This is a genomic window from Janibacter sp. CoH_79_TC_3 (genome assembly GCF_058197955.1).
The window spans coordinates 70,140-87,778 of sequence record NZ_JBXWIV010000002.1; the positions used below are offsets into that span (position 1 = coordinate 70,140).

Here is a 17,639-nt window from a genome sequence, read left to right on the forward strand (position 1 = left end):
GGCTATTAAAATAGTGTGTTTAATTGCCCGCTTTTTGGTCAATACGCATGAGCATCAGCTTAGATATTGATAGAACGATAAAGGTAATGACAAAGAGTATTAATCCTAAATGTAATAATGACGCTAAGTGCAGCTCACTTGACGCTTCGGCAAACTCATTAGCAAGCGCTGAAGTAATGGTCACTCCAGATGTAAATAGGCTTGGGCTGATATTAAAGGCATTACCAATCAAGAAGGTAACAGCCATCGTCTCGCCAAGCGCTCGTCCGAGCCCCAAAATTACGCCACCAACCACACCTGCTTTGGTATAAGGTAAGATGATTTTAAACATCACCTCCCACGTAGTGGCGCCCATGCCGTATGCTGATTCTTTTAGCAGGTCTGGCACCACAGAGAAAACATCGCGCATGGTAGCGGCAATAAAGGGAATAATCATAATCGCCAGTATTAACGAGGCGGTAAACATCCCTAATCCCATCGGCGCACCGGTAAAAACCTTGCCAATAATAGGTAGGGGGCCAATGTTTTCAATAAACCAAGGCTGAATATGATCACCAAAAAAAGGCGCAAAGACAAACAAGCCCCACATGCCGTAGATGATAGAAGGGATACCTGCCAGCAGCTCGATAGCAATTCCCAGTGGCTTTTTCAAGAAATTGGGGCAAAGTTCCGTTAGAAAGATAGCAATCCCAAAGCTGACTGGCACGGCAATACAGATAGCGATAAGAGAGGTGACCACCGTCCCGTAAATGGGTGCAAGCGCACCGTATTGATCGTTCACCGTATCCCAGTTATTGCTGGTATAAAATCCTAAGCCAAATTCGGTGATACTTGGCCACGCACCGACAATCAATGACAGCATGATGCCGCCAAGCGACAAGAGCACCAATATTGCAAATGCTTTGGTGGCGTTGACAAAAACCGCATCGTAGCGTTTTTGTTTTGCCAGTTGGGATTTTAGGTCTGCCATAAAAGCCTCTGTTGTTTATCGCTCTAACTTTTAATTGTGTTAATGATTAATCGTATTAACGCTTGATTGTGTGAAAGCTTAGCGTCTTACCGTAATAAACTGTGTTATCTAACAACCATCTATTAAGTTCACTACGGCTAAGACGTCACCAAGCAAACACGCTTTTCAGTATTTGCTTGGTGGCATTAGTTGGCTGATTCTTGACTTGCTTGTGTTCGATTTACTAGGTCTCGGCTTATGGCGCTGGGGTATAAACAGGCTTACCTTCGCTATCTACCACCTCGTTCCATTTCGCTTTAAATAAAGCCACGGCCGTATCAGAAAAAGGCACGTAATCGAGGCTCATCGCATCATCATCGCCTTGAGCATAAGCCCAGTCAAAGAAGTTAAGGACACCCGCCACTTGCTTGGCGTCTTTTGGTTGTTTATGGACTAGGATAAAGGTCGCGGCGGCGATAGGCCATGCTTGAGCCGTTTCAGAGTTGGTGATGACTTTATAAAAACCTTCTTGCTTTGACCAATCGATGTCACCAGCGGCGGCGAATGTTTGCGCAGATGGTTGAACGACATTGCCGGCAGCATTTTTCAGGGCAACGTGTGACATACCATTTTGCTTAGCATAGGCGTATTCGACATAGCCGATAGAGTTTTTCATACGATTCACATAGCTTGAAACGCCTTCGTTACCTTTACCACCAGCACCGGTTGCCGAGGTTGGCCATTTGACGGTTTTGTCGACGCCAACATTGTCTTTCCAGTCGTTTGAGACTTTGGCTAGATAATCAGTAAAGTTAAACGTTGTCCCCGAACCGTCTGAACGGAACACCGTGGTAATGGCCGCGTCAGGAAGGGTTAAATCAGGATTCATGGCTGCGATGGCAGGGTCATTCCATTTGCTGATTTTGCCAAGATAGATGTCAGCTAGCATTTTTCCATCGAGCTTTAATTGACCAGGCGCAACGCCATCGATGTTGACGATAGGTACTACGCCACCGATAACAGTTGGGAATTGAATCAGACCGGCTTCGTTTAATTCAGCTGGCGTCATTGGCGCATCAGACGCCCCAAAATCCACAGTTTTTGCGACGATTTGTTTGATACCACCAGATGAGCCGATTGACTGATAGTTCACTTGACCGCCTGTTGCTTTATTATAGGCATCTGACCATTTAGCATAGATAGGCTGCGGAAAAGAAGCACCAGCGCCGGTAATATTCATCGATACATTGTCTGTCGATTGAACGTTTGCGGTGTCGGTCGTCGCGGTGGTTGATTGCGCCGAAGTAGCTGGCTCATTGCTTTCATTACTATTGGGGGTTTGATTACAAGCAGCTAAGGTAAAGGTACTCGCGACTGCTAAAGCCATTAATGAATAGCGCATTATTTCTCCTAAAAAGTAATCAGATTTAAGTATGGGGCGTTTATGAATAACAATGTCGATGCCCAGGTTTTTAGTAATGTATTGCTAACGATGTTTGGTTAGCAACGTTTTGCTGCAAAGACGCTTGGTGGTCAATGAGCATATTGTGCCGAGCAAATATGACAGTTTGATGAAATAAGACACTTTTATGAAAAAAGTCGGTCAATTAAAGAAACAGCTTAATAGAGCGGTCATTTAAGCGGATTGCAGCTGATATCTAGAGCAAAATTCGTTATGATGAGCCGTTAGTTTTTGGGGGCGTAAGGATTTAAGGTTAAGTTTTTAAAGTAACATTTTTAAAGTGCAGTCTTTAAAAAGCCCTGTTTGAAGCGTCGTATTTAAATTACAGTGTTTGAGGCGCAGTGTTTAAGGCAAAGCATTTAAAGTATCGAGTCACAGTGTCATCAAACTGTCATAATTAAGCCGTTTAATGGGCAGGCGTTGATAAGTGCTTAGTATTCTAATTTTTTGTCTTTCAATAATGAGGCGATGGTATGCGCAATGAACAAATTTTGATTGTCGAAGATGAACCTGCAATTCGTGAGATGGTAGTAATGACGCTAGAGATGGCGGGCTTTGAGAGTTTACAAGCGGCTGACGTCGCAGAGGCGCATCAGCAAGTGGTTGACCACAGACCTGCTTTGATTTTGCTAGATTGGATGTTGCCAGGCGATAAAAGCGGTATTGATTTTTGCCGCATGCTCAAAAGCGATGAGATGTTGGCGGAGATACCGGTGATTATGCTGACCGCCAAAAGTGAAGAGGATAGCAAGGTTCATGGACTTGATGCGGGCGCTGATGACTATATGACCAAACCCTTTTCAACGCGTGAATTAATCTCCAGAATCAAAGCGGTGTTGCGTCGTAGTCGTGCACTTAGTAGCGATAAACTAATTGAAATAGGCAAGCTTAGTCTCGATCCTAAAAGCCAACGCATCACCGCTGATAATAAAGTCATCGATATCGGTCCGACAGAATATCGATTGCTGGCATTTTTTATGAGTCATCCGGAGCGTGCTTATACGCGCACCCAGCTGCTAGATCAGGTCTGGGGCGGTAATGTCTATATCGAAGACCGCACGATTGATGTGCACATCAGACGCTTGCGCAAATTACTACAGCCTTATGATTGCAGTACATTGATTCAAACGGTTCGCGGTACCGGTTATCGCTTTTCTAGTCTGGTTGAATGACGCTATCGATATTTAGAAAGATAGCCCATTATTTATAAGGCAGCGAAACAGCGGTAAGAAGATTCAGTGCTAAGAGGCATAAATATTTAAAATTATAAGAACTAAAAACCATAAATACTAATAATAAGTGCTAAGCATCATACTGTTAATAGAGAAGAGAGAAAAACATGATAACGCCTAGGGACATAGAGCAAGAGGAGATAGAGCAATACTCCACCGATCAGCTTAAAAAAATCAGAAGTGCCTTACGCGCACTGCGAGATGCAGTTATCTTGCTAAATGACGATGATGGTTTGGAGTGGTGGAATCAGGCCGCCGAAGATTTATTATTGCTGCAGTCAGCGGATCATGGCAGAAGTATTTTTGATTTTATTAACGTCCCCGAGTTCCAACAATACTATCAGACCATGGTGGCACCCAATGATGGTGTGCATATGAAATCATGGCGCGACCCTAACCGTTATCTCAAGTGCGAGCTTACGCCTTTTGGCGATGAAAAACTGCTGATTATTTATGATGTGACCCGCTTACAACATCTAGAGCAAATGCGCCGCGACTTTGTTGCCAATGTCTCTCATGAGCTACGAACGCCACTGACCGTCCTAATGGGCTATTTGGAGAATTTTTCAGATCAGGAAGATGTGCCGCGGCAATGGCGACGCGGGTTCGAGTTAATGACGCAGCAGACTGCGCGCATGAATAGAGTGGTCAATGACTTACTGCTATTGTCTCGAATTGAAATCGAAGAGACACATGAGCTGCACTATATTGATATGACTAAGCTGCTCACGCATGTCTATGATGACGCGCAGGCTTATAACCAAGAATATGGCCATACGCTGCATTTACAGATAGACACCTATGATGGTCTATATGGCTCGGAGATGTATCTAAACAGTGCTTTATCCAATCTGGTGATCAATGCCATCAAATATACGCCAAAAGCAGGTAATATCGTCATCAGTTGGGCAAAAACTGCAGAAGGCTGTCGGTTTGCCGTCACCGATGATGGTATTGGTATTGCGCCGGAGCATGTCGCGCGGTTGACCGAACGTTTTTATCGAGTGGACAGCGGACGTAGTCGTGCGACAGGTGGCACAGGGCTAGGGCTGGCGATTGTAAAGCATGTGTTATATCAATATGATACGACTCTGCAAATTGAATCGTCAGAAGGCAAAGGCTCGACATTTAGTGCCGTTTTCCCAGCCACTCATATTCGAGCTGCTCCTATGAGTTAATGCTAAATTCGTAGCCATTAGCAGGATTTTAAAAAAATTACTGTCAATTATAATGCGATTTTTGACGTTCGAGAATGTGCGATTTTTCAGTGCTCTCTTACTTTCTAGTTATACGAAAACCAAGAATCAAATCAAGAATAAAGAAACAAGCGCTATAATAAGCAACCAAGCTTGAACACGAGTGTGCCATAAACTCCGTTACACTATGATGGACAACCTATTGAGTTTAGTATAAGTGTTTTTAACACCAGTCTTTAAATCTACAAAAAACCATTAAGGAAAGATTATGCATATCACTGCAAATTTTGACGCAGGTAATATTGACGTTATTAGTTTAGAAGATAAAGAAAATATTCAATTGGCAATTCGCCCAGACGTTGGCGGCGAATTTTTCCAGTGGTTTAACTTTCGCCTGACAGGTCAGGTTGGCGAGCAATATGTGCTCAATATTGTGAATGCAGGGCAAGCGTCCTATCTTGAAGGTTGGGATAATTACCAAGCGGTTGCGTCTTATGATCGGGAGTATTGGTTCCGCCTGCCGACTTCGTATAAAGACGGCAAATTAACGATAGTGGCAGAGCTTGAATGCGATACGATTCAAATTGCGTATTTTGCCCCTTACAGTTATGAGCGTCATCAAGACTTATTGGCAGCTGTACAAACGCACCCATTGGTGACATTAGAGCATTTAGGCGAAACGCTTGATAAGCGCGACTTAACCTTAGTAAAAGTCGGTAATGGCGATAGCAATAGTGATGTGAATAAACGTAATATTTGGATCACCGCGCGTCAGCATCCAGGTGAAACAATGGCGGAGTGGCTAATTGAAGGGTTGTTATATAGCCTACTAAATAATGACAATGCCACGGCTAAGTTGTTATTAGATAAAGCGAATATCTATATTGTGCCGAACATGAACCCTGATGGTAGTGTGCGCGGACATCTGCGTACTAACGCCGTAGGCACTAACTTAAACCGCGAATGGTTGAATCCAAGCTTAGAGAAAAGCCCTGAGGTATTCCATGTCATCAATAAAATGGAAGAAACAGGCGTTGATCTATTTTATGATATGCACGGTGATGAAGCGCTGCCTTATGTGTTCTTAGCGGGCTCACAAGGAACGCCAAGTTATAATGACCGTCTTGCAGGTCTACGTGATAAATTTTCAGACGTCTTAAAATTAGCTAGTGCCGATTTTCAGTCTGAATTTGGTTATGACGTTGATGCGCCGGGCACCGCAAACATGACCATCGCCACCCACTGGGTGGCTGAACGTTTTGATTGCTTGGCCAATACTTTAGAGATGCCATTTAAAGACAATGCCAATCTTCCGTTTGAGGATACAGGCTGGTCACCAGAGCGTTCAATTAAGCTCGGCGAGGCCTTGTTAGTTGCGATGTTGGCGGTCGTGGATGAGTTGCGTTAGTGAATGATTGAAAGCAATATCAAGATTCAAGTGAAAATAATCATAGATATCGTTTTTGATAAAATATTAACCATTTAAAAATAGCGCCCATTCTAGGCGCTATTTTTGTTTCTCGTAATAAAGACAATAATCAATGACTGGTAGACATCATCTCTCATTAAGATTAGGTCTTAACTATATATGGTTACCATTTATAGTTGGTTTTGATCTGTGTTTCTAAAAACTTAGTTGCAACGCTATTATAAAGATCGCAATCTACTACACCTTTAGTGAAGTCAGTATCAGAGTCTTCTTGTACATCTTTTTGATAATAATAAGCATTATAAACTAAACCATTATATTGAACTGCTGCCTCGATTTCACCATTTTCATCGGTATATCTGACCGCTGTCAGCTCATTATTACGACCGACTTTTTCGTTGATTATATTAGTTACAGTATTATATTTTCTTTGTTCATCAAGCCATTCGTTAATAGTAATATCTTCTCTAGAGGCTAAATCATAAAAAGTATAGTATGACTGAGAAGGTGTTTCTTGTAAGATATAACACTGCGAACCTGTAGGGAAAGCAACATTGCTTTGGAAGCCATCGTAACTTAAATCAGTATTAATACCAGTTTTTGCGTTGACAGCTAACTTTTTAACGCCGCTGAGATCTAACGTCTTGATATCATAAACTGCATCTATGGAGCGGTTATCGGTCTGAATTTTTAACTTAAAGGTGTCGCTATCAATAAAATTAACCTTATAGAATGAGTTGTCAAATCCATCTTTGACTTTTGCGAATGTCTTATCAGCGACGTAGTAGTCATGATGGCCTTTTTCATCGCCTATGCTAATTTGATAAGCATTGTCAGAGCTGCCAACTACGGTAGAGGTGGTACGAGTCAAACCGTTGTTATTAATCTTAAATGTGATTTTACCCCAACCTTTTTTGTATAAACCATTTGAAACATCAGTAAAAGAATCAAATGCTGTGTAGTTCAGCTCGTTATTAACTATGGGGCCAGTATTATTATCAGTAATAATAGTTGAGTCTGAATCATCACTTCCGCAGCCTGTTACTATTAAGGTGCTTGCTAATAAAATGCCTGTGTATAGCTTACTGACTTTCATATCTTTACCTATTGTTAATTTCTAGTAAGAAACGTAATAATAGGTAAAATTTTTTGAAATTGCAAAACAAAAATTCAGTATTAACACTGTTGCTACAGTAATGCGCTATTCTTAATAATAGACAGTATCTATATTGTCATGTCTAAAAAATATTAACACAGCCAAAATTTAATCATTAAATTAAGTGATATTTAAGAGCTTATCTTCATACGGATTTTAATGAATGGTAGGTTATTTAAAAGATGCAATTGAAAATGCCCAAGCTATTGTTAATGATAACAATATCAGAACAAAAGATATTTTGTTAAATGAAAAAACTAGCCTATGAGACCAGTTTTTGATGGCTAATTGTCAAATATTTAAACGAGTAGGCTACTAAGTTTATAGGGTGCTCACTTTAAGCGTATCAGCCTTGAGAAGTACTGTATTCCTCATTTTGACCGACGATTTCAATATAGTTAGGATTTAAATCAGACAACTTTGCTGCACCTGTCAAAAGCATGGTCGACTTGAGGTTATTATTTAAGAAGTTAATGACTGACTCGAAACCCTGCGCGCCGCCCAATCCTAAGCCATAAAGCATCGGACGACCGACTGCTACGGCATCTGCACCCATCGCGATAGCACGAATAATATCAATACCTCGGCGAATACCACCATCTAAAATAACTGGAACACGTTTATTGACCGCTTTAACGATAGGCGGTAGTGCTGTGATACTGGCAGGCACGCCATCGATTTGACGACCACCGTGGTTAGAAACCTGAATAGCATTAGCGCCAGCACGAATAAATCTATCGGCATCACTAGGACGCAAAATAACTTTCACGATCACAGGTAATCCTGTCAGCTTCTTAATAAATTGAATGTCAGCCGTAGTCAAAGATGTCTTTTGATAAAAAAAGTTACCAAAGCCCCCTTTTTTAGGATCATGATTAACAAAGTTGCGGTCATGACGGAAAGGGCTGCCCATAGCTTTAAAGGCATCCGGCTGTCCTGGACCTAGCGCATCAGCTGTCAAAATAATAGCGCTGTAGCTTTCTTCTTTAGCACGAGTAAGGAGTGAGCGCGTGACTTGTAAATCATTATTCCAATAGAGCTGAAACCATTTTGGCCCCGTCGTTGCTTTGGCAATTTCTTCGGGCGTTGCATTAGATGCGCCCGATGAGCAATATAATGTGTTGGCAAGACCAGCACCGCGTGCGGTATCTTTTTCACCTTGGTCATGAACCATGGCGTGCGCGCCCATAGGAGCGACCATGATAGGCGACTGTATATTTAAGCCTAGCAGTTGCGTAGAGATATCGATGTTGTCTTTGGTCAAGCCGACCAAACGTTTGGTAGCAATATGATAATCGTTAAAAGCGCGGCGGTTTTCGCGTAGCGTCCACTCGTCACCAGCGCCGCCCGATACAAACTCATAGCTCGCTTTTGGAATCACGCCGCGTGCTTCGACTTCTGGGCGGTCTAGGCTAATCGCTTTTTAGTGAGTACTTCATTAGCTGCTGGGGTACAAATAGCCTTTATTTTAGGCATCGTCTTAGCCGTTTACGGACTGATTATGTCGTTTTTTATCAAGTCATCAAAAGCTGATTGAAATGTGATCAATTGTTCTCAAATTAAGAACTGTGTTTTGCCGTTATCTCTGTTTATAAGATCATTTATCGCCGCATATAGTAATATTATAAGTTCAACTAAAAGATAGGAGTAGGACGATGAGTATTATAAATAACACCAATGAACCTCAAGACATCAATAATAAGCTCAGCCCATTGCAAAATCGTACGGTTATGCAGCAACTACCTGGCATGCCAACTTCTGACGGCGCTGGAGTGAAATTAACTCGTATTATTGGTACGCCGCACTTAGATATGCTAGATCCTTTTTTGATGCTTGATTGTTTTGAGAGTGACGATGCTGATGATTATGTGGCTGGCTTCCCGACACATCCGCACCGTGGTTTTGAGACGGTGACTTATTTGCTCAATGGTCGTATGCGTCACAAGGACAATGCTGGTAATGAAGGGGTAATCGAGCCGGGCGGTGTACAGTGGATGACGGCTGGCAAAGGCATTTTGCATTCAGAGATGCCAGAGCAACAAGAGGGTTTGTTAAAGGGTTTTCAGTTGTGGGTTAACTTGCCTGCCAAAGCCAAAATGAGTGAGCCTGGATATCAAGAGTTTTTGCCTGAATCAACGCCGCTTGAACAGCGTGATAATGGTATTGAAATTCGAGTGATTGCCGGTGAAACCAACCAAGGTACCGTTGGTCCAGTCATTAATGCTCATACTTATCCCACTTATATGGATGTCAGCTTACCTGCCAATACTACTTTCGATCAGAGGCTAGTGAACGATCATAATGCTTTTATCTACGTGATAGAAGGTGAGGTTTCTGTTCAGGACTCTACAGGTAGCGCACAAGGTAAAGCCAATAATACTGTCAAAGCGAAGAACTTAGCGGCCCTAAGCAAAGGCGATAATATTACAGTGAGCAGCAATATTAATGGCGCACGGTTTTTATTAATCGCTGGAAAACCGCTTAATGAGCCAGTGGCGCGTATGGGACCCTTTGTGATGAATACTCAGACAGAAATACGTCAAGCAGTTGAGGATTTTCACAGCGGTAAATTTGGACAACCTGGGTAACAGACCTTTGTAAAAGTCCTTTATAAATAATACAAGCCCGTTGATATCGTGTCAGCGGGCTTTTTTTGATGGATATTAGTGATTTTGGCATTGAAATTAATAGACCAAATACCTGAATTTAACAGTATTACTAAGAAACCCGCTGGCTCTAAGGTGGTAGGGCAAATGCGTGCTTGAGTTTTATAGTATAATAGAGAATCCATGTCAGATAGCTCATGGTTAGCCTTTACTTTTATGCTTGCGCTTCTAAGCTAGTACTTCTAGGCTTGCTTATAAAGAAGAATGGTATGAAAAACAGCTTATCAAAATTGACAGATGGTTTTCATTATCTAAAACGTGCTCAAATTGCCATCACTTAACTAACTAATAGCTAATAGCTAATAATCATTAGCTGTGTTTTGTTTAAAACACGAAAGAAAAATACTAAGTATTCAAACGACTGCTTTTTATACCACCACACGTCTCATTAAGAAGATTTAATTATGCCAAACGAACGTCCTTTATATATCCCTTTTGCTGGACCCATATTGTTAGAGATGCCTTTATTGAATAAGGGTAGCGCTTTTACCTCGGATGAGCGTGATAGCTTTAATTTAACCGGTTTATTACCGTACAACATCGAGACCATCGAGGAGCAGTCATTACGCGCTTATCATCAGCTTAGCTCCTTTAGCAGTGATATGGATAAGCATATTTATTTGCGTAATATCCAAGATACCAATGAGACATTGTTTCATCATTTGATTGAGCAGCATATCGAGGAAGTGATGCCGCTCATCTATACCCCAACGGTCGGGCAAGCTTGCGAACAATTCTCCAAAATTTATCGCCGTAAACGTGGTTTGTTTATCTCTTATCCTGAGCGTCATAAAATCGATGACATTTTGCAAAATGCCACCAAACAAAAGGTAAGAGTAATCGTAGTCACCGATGGTGAACGCATATTGGGCTTAGGTGACCAAGGTATTGGCGGCATGGGCATCCCGATTGGTAAATTGTCTTTATATACGGCTTGTGGCGGCATCAGCCCGGCTTATTGTTTACCGATTCTATTAGATGTGGGCACCAATAATAAACAGCTACTTGATGATCCTATGTACATGGGCTGGAGAAATCCGCGTATCTCTGGTGCTGAATACGATGAGTTTTTAGATTTATTTATTCAAGGGGTTAAACGTCGTTGGCCAGAGGTGCTATTGCAATTTGAAGATTTTGCACAGGAAAACGCGACCCCATTACTAAATAGATATCGTGACGAATTATGCTGCTTCAATGATGACATTCAAGGCACCGCGGCGGTTTCAGTCGGCACATTGATTGCGGCCTGTTTAAACAAAGGTGAAAAACTCAGTCAACAAAGAATCGCCTTTTTGGGTGCAGGGTCAGCGGGCTGTGGTATCGCTGAACATATTATTCGCCAAATGCAGCGTGAAGGTTTGAGTGAGGCGCAGGCGCGTAGCCAAGTATTTATGGTGGATCGTTATGGTTTGCTTACCGATAGCATGACAGAGTTGCAAAAATTCCAAGTACCCTTGGTCCAAAAAGAATCCGCGCTTGCAGCATGGGATAAGAGTCAAAAACTCGGTTTGGCGCAAGTGGTTAAACAAGGGAAAGTCACTGTATTGTTTGGTGTCAGTGGGCAAAAAGGTTTGTTTACCCAAGAGGTGATTGAAACCTTATGTGTTAATACGGAACATCCCATTGTATTGCCGCTTTCAAACCCAACCTCTCGCGTTGAAGCAACGCCTCAGGAAGTGACCAATTGGAGCAAGGGAAAAGCCATTATTGCAACGGGCAGTCCTTTTCCTGATACTACTTTTGAAGGACAAACTTTTGAAGTGTCTCAATGTAATAACAGCTATATATTCCCAGGCATTGGCCTAGGTGTATTAGCAGCACGTGCGACGGGTATCAGCGATAATATGTTAATGGCGGCAAGCCAAGCACTGGCGGATATATCAGTGAAATATATAAAAGCTCCGGGCGCAATATTACCGCCAATTAGGGTGATTAGAGAGATCAGTGAAGAGATAGCTTATGCCGTTGCATTACAAGCGGTTGAAGATAAATTGGCCTTACCTATAACGATAGAAAATTTAGAACGTCGTTTAAAAGCCAACTTCTGGTTACCTAAATACCGTAATTATCGTCGTACGTCCTTTTAGTTTTCAAAAGTACCGATAAAGAAGCGTTAAAAATAAAAACCTCTTAAATCGCTGCTAAAGTGGATTTTAAGAGGTTTTTTTGTATTTAGCATTTGTCTTAATTTATTTGTGGCAAAGGTTAACTTATAAAGTAACGCTCTGTTTAAAGCCGTGTACCTAATGATCTACCTACTTAAAGGCTTCTACGTTATATAAAAATAGCGAAGAGGGCTTTTTACGATTGTAACGAACGAATAATTGATAACGATAAATAAACCCCATTATGCTTGCTGGTCTAAAGTAATAACTGCCTGTTTTAACCAAGTACCCGCCTTACCTAACGGTTTTTCTTTATGCCAAATCAGCTCAACCGCAACCGGCCAACTGTGCTTATCAAAATCAAGCTTTGGTGATACCAAAGAGCCATCCTTTAACGCATCAACAATAATATGCTCAGGCACCAACGCCCAACCAAGGTTACGCTGGACAAGCTCAATAATCACCCACTGACTCTCAACCCACCATACATCTGCGGCCACCCGTAGACGTGATTTTTCTTTACTTTCATTGCGCGTCGCCACAATGAGCTGACGGTATCTTTTTAAGTCCTCCCAGCTGATCACTTTGTTTGCTATTTCATGTTCAGGCGCACACACGATTTTAAGCGGAATCCAGCCTAAGGTATGAAAGCTAATGGCTGACGGTAAATCTTCTTGGCTCCACATAATACCCAAATCTGCGCGCTTTTCTAAAATCAAACGACTGACATCTTCCATGATGGGCAGCAGCAGTTCTAACTCCACAGTAGGAAACAAGTTATCAAACTCATCAAGCAATCGCGCCAGCCATTCTGATGGATAAAGGTCATCGACTGCCAGCACCAATCGGCTCTCAACCCCTTCACTTAAGCTTTTAGCCACCCCAAAGAAATGCTCGCAGCGCTCTAATATTAAATACGCTTCAGCTAGCAAACGTTTACCTTCTTCCGTCAATTCAGGATAGCGACTATTTCGAGTAAATAACACGTTATCCAAGTCGATTTCTAAATTTGCCACCGCCGCACTAACCGATGATTGTGCTTTGCCAAGCCGCCGTCCTGCTGCTGAAAACGAGCCCGTCTCTACCGTTGCCACAAATGCTTGCAGCTGCTCTAAAGAAAAATTCATGTATCGGTTTTTCCTATAGATAGTAACTTTGATCTATTAGTTTAACAGATACAATAGAGTCAACTAAGTATTATGAATGTATATTCTATAAGGATTAATGATGCGAACTCATAGAGATCGTATACGTCACGCTGTTGGATTTGAAATCATTGCACTAATATTATCCATTCCCATTATGAGCTTCTTTTTTAGTTTTGATATTAAAGATATCGGTGTTATTGCCATCGTAGGCTCTATCATGGCGACTATATGGAACTACGGTTTCAATATTGTCTTTGATAAAGGGATGGTGAGGTTTAAACGCAGTACATTTAAGACGCCAGCAATAAGGGTGCTGCATGTACTGCTATTTGAGAGTGGTCTGCTAATGCTGTATCTACCAATGGTGGCTTGGTATCTCGGCATTAGTCTATGGCAAGCTTTTATCATGGATGCGTCATTAGTAGGGTTTTACTTATTTTATAACCTCTCTTACAACTGGGCTTACGACAAGATTTTCCCGATACAATATTTTAAATATGTAGAAAACAAAGCGGTTTATTTATAAGTCGAGCTAACCATTCGTGAAGTGATATCTGATCTTGATAAATGTTATAAGTAGCAACGTTATTGATATTTATAAGAATAAATAAAGTTAACGCTGATATTGTTTTCTAGTCTGGTATTTTTTTAACCTTGTGTTTTTTAAGATTTGCATTTTAGATTAGCTTTTAGGAATGTGCAGCTTATAACCAACGCCGATTTCAGTGAAGAAATAACTAGGTCTAGAAGGATTGTCTTCTAGTTTTTGGCGTAAATTTGACATAAATATGCGCACATAATGCTCTTGGTGGTTGTGACCTTTACCCCAGACTTCATTCAGCAGTTGCTGATGCGTCATGACCTTTTCGGCGTTTTTAATTAGTACGGTCAATAGGCGATATTCAATCGGCGTTAAATGAATGTCTTCACCGTTTTTTTTAACTTGCCGTTGTGCCAAATCAATACTGACATTGCCTAATGCTAATACAACCGGTGCCTCATAACCGACTTGCCAGCGGCGCATCTGGGCGTTGACCCTAGCAATTAGCTCGCCCATGCTAAAGGGTTTTACCAAATAATCATCGGCACCTAAATTTAAAGCTTTTATTTTATCCTGCTCATTACTGCGAGCCGACAGTACTAAAATTGGCAATGATGACCAAGCTCTAATATCTGAGATGACATCACAACCATCCGCATCTGGGAGACCTAGGTCTAATATTAATAAGTCTGGGCGGCGAGAGGCGGCTTCAATCAACCCGCGTTGCGAGCTATCGGCAGCGTAGACTTGATAGCCTTCTTGCTCCATCGCTGATTTGATAAATCTTGCGATATGGGCTTCGTCTTCAATGATTAAGATGGTTTTCATAGTAGGGTATTTACTACTTATAGGGGAAGCTTGAGGCAGTAATGAGGTAATGAAATAACGACAGTGCCCAAGTTTCCAACAATGTTGGATAAACTTATTTTATAAGCTTTCGGAGCTGGTAGTTGTGTTTGTGGTTATGTTTGCAACTATATTTGTATCTATGCTTTCATCTATCTGATTCGTATTTGATGTGAATTTATCATCAAATATATCTAGATTTTCTAAAGGCTGCCACGGTAGCACTATAACAAATTGCGCGCCGTGCGGTTGTATATTGCTCGCCCTTAGTGTGCCGCCTAAGTGCTGGACCAAGTCTCTACTGAGCGCCAGTCCCAATCCTAGTCCTGTTGTATTGCTCTCACTATCACCACGGGTAAAACGTTCAAATATTTGCGCTTCCATCCCTACTGGCAGTCCTTGACCATTGTCGGTTACCGTTATTTGGTAGCTTTGCACAGCTTTATGATTCTGCAGGTTTTGAGTATTTTGCTGATTAGTGAGTGTCGCTTGAATGGTGATAGCTGCGTTGTCTGGAGTGTAATTAATGGCATTGGTCAGCAGATTATTTAAAATACGCGCCAAAATTAATTCATCGGTATAAATAAAATCGACAGCACTGGCCACATCTATCTTGACCTGTCGATTCTGTAGATACGGTTCAAGTTGGCGTATATTACTACCGATAATCTCCTCCAAGCTTACCCATTGTTTATTGAGTTTCATACCGCCAGATTGCAGTGCCACATAATCTAAAATATTGATGACCAAGCGCTGAATGACATTGGCTTGCTGTTCGATATCGATAGCCAGCTGCTTTTGTTCAGCAGGTGCTAAATTTTGGCTGGCAAGACAAGCCGCCAATCCTGATAGCACGGTAATGGGTGTGCGAATATCATGAGACAACGCGGATAACAGCGAGCCGCGCAGGCGTTCTGACTCTACTTTGATGAGGGCATTTTGTGCAACTTTGGCGTAATAAACACGCTCTAACGCCAAGGTGATTTGGGCAATCGCTACATCGAGTGTACGTTGTTGTTCTGGTTGATTAAAATTATCGATGTCGGTTGGCATCAGTGCCAATACCGCCAGTACCTGACTTGAGGTCGCAAGCGCTCGATATTGCATAGGATTGGCGGCCAGCGTATGTGTCGCTAGACCCGCACTTTCTTTATGATCAAATACCCATTGCGTCACATTCCAATTGAACTCTGAAGGAATACTTGATTCTGAGACGACAGTCAATTTACCGTCAGCATTGGGCATCGCTATAAGCGCTTTACTAGCGATATGTTTGGTCAGCCAAATAATGGCTTGATTGATGATTTCTTCGTTTTTGCGCGCCGCACTGAGACTTTGTGCCAAATGACTCATAGAGATCGCTTGTTGCTCACGTCTACGGGCATTTTGCGCCTGAAAGCGCAGCCCAACCGCTAAGTTATTGATAATCAATGAGACGACAATCATCACTGCAAAGGTGACTAAGTACTGGACATCGCTAACACTAAAAGAAAGCTTAGGGTCCACAAAAAACAAGTCAAAGCTGATGACACTTAAGAGCGCTGCAAAGATACCAGGGGCGCGCCCAAAGCGAACCGATATGAACACAATGACTAACAAATACAGCATCACCACATTGGCTAAATCAAACCAGCGAGTTAGGGCGACTAGACTGACAGTGACGAGCGTACAACCTAGAACGGCCATCAGATAACCGATGCGATTGTCTTTAGAGGCTAGGGCATTTATATCCCAAGTAGGCAGTTGTCGTTTGCTACGGGTGCTTTTTGTCTGTTTGGCTTGATTGACCAATATCAAGTCTAAATTGATATCCTGCTGTGAGATTTGCTTGACCAATGATTGATCATAATAAAACCTAGAGTGATTCTGCCCGATGATAATACGCCCAATATTAAATTGATGGGCATAACTGACTAATCCTTCAGCGACGCTAATGGCACTGATGATTTCTGTCTTGGCACCCAACTCATCTGCTAAGCGTAGTGCTTCTAAGATACTTTGCTTATTTTTGGACAGCTCATAGGCATTTCGCGGCGTCTCTACATAGATAACATACCACTGCGAGTGTAAGCTGCTGGCGAGTCTGGCGGCATGACGAATAAGGCGTTCGCTATGCGCGCGCGTACTGATACCCACCAATAGCTGATCGGTGGTATTCCAGATGGATGAAATACGCGATTGATTGCGGTAATCTCGCATATCGGCATCGACTAGGTCAGCAGTTCGACGCAATGCCAGCTCACGTAGGGCAATCAGATTACCTTTTCGAAAGAAGTTCTCTATCGCATGCTTGGCTTGACTGGGGATATAGACCTTACCATCATGCAGTCGAGCCAATAGCTCATCGGCTGGCAGGTCGACCAATACCACCTCATTGGCTTGATCAAAGAACCAATCGGGAATGGTTTCTTGTACCACGACCCCGGTGATTTGATTCACCACATCATTCAGGCTTTCTAAATGCTGAACATTCACTGTGGTATAGACGCTGATACCTGCCTTTAATAGCTCCTCAACGTCATGCCAGCGTTTTGGGTGCCTGGAACCTGGAATATTGCTATGTGCCAGCTCGTCAACCAATAAAATATCTGGATGCCGCGCCAAAGCCCCGTCAATATCAAACTCCGCCAAGGTTTGCTCTCGATACTCAACCTGACGTAACGGGAGTATTGTCAATCCATCTAATAATGCTGCTGTCTCACTGCGGCCATGAGTTTCTACGATGCCGACTAAGACATCCAGTCCATGTGCTTGGTCTCGATGGGTGGCAGAGAGCATGTCATAGGTCTTGCCAACGCCCGCCGATGACCCGAAGAAGATTTTTAGTTTACCTCTGCTGCGCGTATTTTCTTGCTGCTTTATCTGCTGCAGTAAATCTTCTGGATTGGGGCGCTGCTCACTCATGCGGA

At 42.3% G+C, this 17,639-nt stretch carries 13 protein-coding genes and 1 pseudogene; 7 read left to right on the forward strand and 7 right to left on the reverse strand.

From position 1 onward, the window contains the following. Positions 1-19: 19 nt before the first annotated feature. Both pstC and pstS read right to left on the reverse strand, forming a co-directional pair. On the reverse strand, positions 20-970 hold the full coding sequence (gene pstC / locus AC2FA3_RS02460) for a phosphate ABC transporter permease subunit PstC (protein WP_201565610.1): 951 nt from the start codon (positions 968-970) through the stop codon (positions 20-22). Positions 971-1,205: 235 nt separating this feature from the next. Then, on the reverse strand, positions 1,206-2,351 hold the full coding sequence (gene pstS, locus AC2FA3_RS02465) for a phosphate ABC transporter substrate-binding protein PstS (protein ID WP_490508151.1): 1,146 nt from the start codon (positions 2,349-2,351) through the stop codon (positions 1,206-1,208). A gap of 533 nt (positions 2,352-2,884) precedes the next feature. Between pstS and phoB the strand changes: the two genes are divergently transcribed. The 3 genes from phoB (at position 2,885) to AC2FA3_RS02480 (ending at position 6,247) form a co-directional block, all read left to right on the forward strand. Then, the gene (phoB, locus tag AC2FA3_RS02470; protein WP_490508152.1) at positions 2,885-3,583 is read left to right on the forward strand and encodes a phosphate regulon transcriptional regulator PhoB; all 699 of its coding nucleotides are present in this window, start codon (positions 2,885-2,887) and stop codon (positions 3,581-3,583) included. Positions 3,584-3,750: 167 nt separating this feature from the next. After that, positions 3,751-4,821, forward strand: a complete 1,071-nt coding sequence (gene phoR / locus AC2FA3_RS02475; protein WP_490508153.1) for a phosphate regulon sensor histidine kinase PhoR — start codon at positions 3,751-3,753, stop codon at positions 4,819-4,821. 286 nt (positions 4,822-5,107) lie between these two features. Continuing rightward, positions 5,108-6,247: a M14 family metallopeptidase gene (locus AC2FA3_RS02480; protein ID WP_490508154.1), complete on the forward strand. Its 1,140-nt coding sequence runs from the start codon at positions 5,108-5,110 to the stop codon at positions 6,245-6,247. 184 nt (positions 6,248-6,431) lie between these two features. Here the strand turns inward: AC2FA3_RS02480 and AC2FA3_RS02485 are convergent, their stop codons facing one another. Next, positions 6,432-7,364 (reverse strand): hypothetical protein, encoded by a 933-nt coding sequence (locus tag AC2FA3_RS02485; RefSeq protein ID WP_490508155.1) that lies wholly within the window; start codon positions 7,362-7,364, stop codon positions 6,432-6,434. Positions 7,365-7,770: 406 nt separating this feature from the next. Beyond that, complete coding sequence (locus AC2FA3_RS02490; RefSeq protein ID WP_490508156.1) at positions 7,771-8,805, reverse strand: alpha-hydroxy-acid oxidizing protein; 1,035 nt, start codon at positions 8,803-8,805, stop codon at positions 7,771-7,773. Between the two features lie 274 nt (positions 8,806-9,079). Here AC2FA3_RS02490 and AC2FA3_RS02495 point away from each other — a divergent pair, with 274 nt between their 5' ends. The 3 genes and pseudogenes from AC2FA3_RS02495 (at position 9,080) to AC2FA3_RS02505 (ending at position 12,177) form a co-directional block, all read left to right on the forward strand. Continuing rightward, a complete protein-coding gene (locus AC2FA3_RS02495) occupies positions 9,080-10,012 on the forward strand; it encodes a pirin family protein (protein WP_490508157.1) in 933 nt (310 codons plus the stop codon). Between the two features lie 271 nt (positions 10,013-10,283). After that, positions 10,284-10,379, forward strand: a pseudogene (locus tag AC2FA3_RS02500) (zinc ribbon domain-containing protein); the annotation flags it as partial. A 115-nt stretch (positions 10,380-10,494) separates the two neighbouring features. Then, on the forward strand, positions 10,495-12,177 hold the full coding sequence (locus tag AC2FA3_RS02505; RefSeq protein WP_490508158.1) for an NAD-dependent malic enzyme: 1,683 nt from the start codon (positions 10,495-10,497) through the stop codon (positions 12,175-12,177). A 260-nt stretch (positions 12,178-12,437) separates the two neighbouring features. Here the strand turns inward: AC2FA3_RS02505 and AC2FA3_RS02510 are convergent, their stop codons facing one another. Beyond that, positions 12,438-13,322, reverse strand: coding sequence for a LysR family transcriptional regulator (locus AC2FA3_RS02510; protein ID WP_490508159.1), 885 nt, complete (start codon positions 13,320-13,322; stop codon positions 12,438-12,440). Between the two features lie 100 nt (positions 13,323-13,422). On the opposite strand from AC2FA3_RS02510, the gene AC2FA3_RS02515 reads away from it, so the two are divergent. Beyond that, positions 13,423-13,869 carry a PACE efflux transporter gene (locus tag AC2FA3_RS02515; RefSeq protein WP_201542961.1) on the forward strand — a complete coding sequence of 149 codons (447 nt, stop codon included), beginning with the start codon at positions 13,423-13,425 and terminating at the stop codon, positions 13,867-13,869. Between the two features lie 156 nt (positions 13,870-14,025). Here the strand turns inward: AC2FA3_RS02515 and AC2FA3_RS02520 are convergent, their stop codons facing one another. Next, positions 14,026-14,712, reverse strand: a complete 687-nt coding sequence (locus AC2FA3_RS02520) for a response regulator (RefSeq protein WP_490508160.1) — start codon at positions 14,710-14,712, stop codon at positions 14,026-14,028. A gap of 99 nt (positions 14,713-14,811) precedes the next feature. Next, a complete protein-coding gene (locus tag AC2FA3_RS02525) occupies positions 14,812-17,634 on the reverse strand; it encodes a DUF4118 domain-containing protein (RefSeq protein ID WP_490508161.1) in 2,823 nt (940 codons plus the stop codon). Between the last annotated feature and the right edge of the window lie 5 nt (positions 17,635-17,639).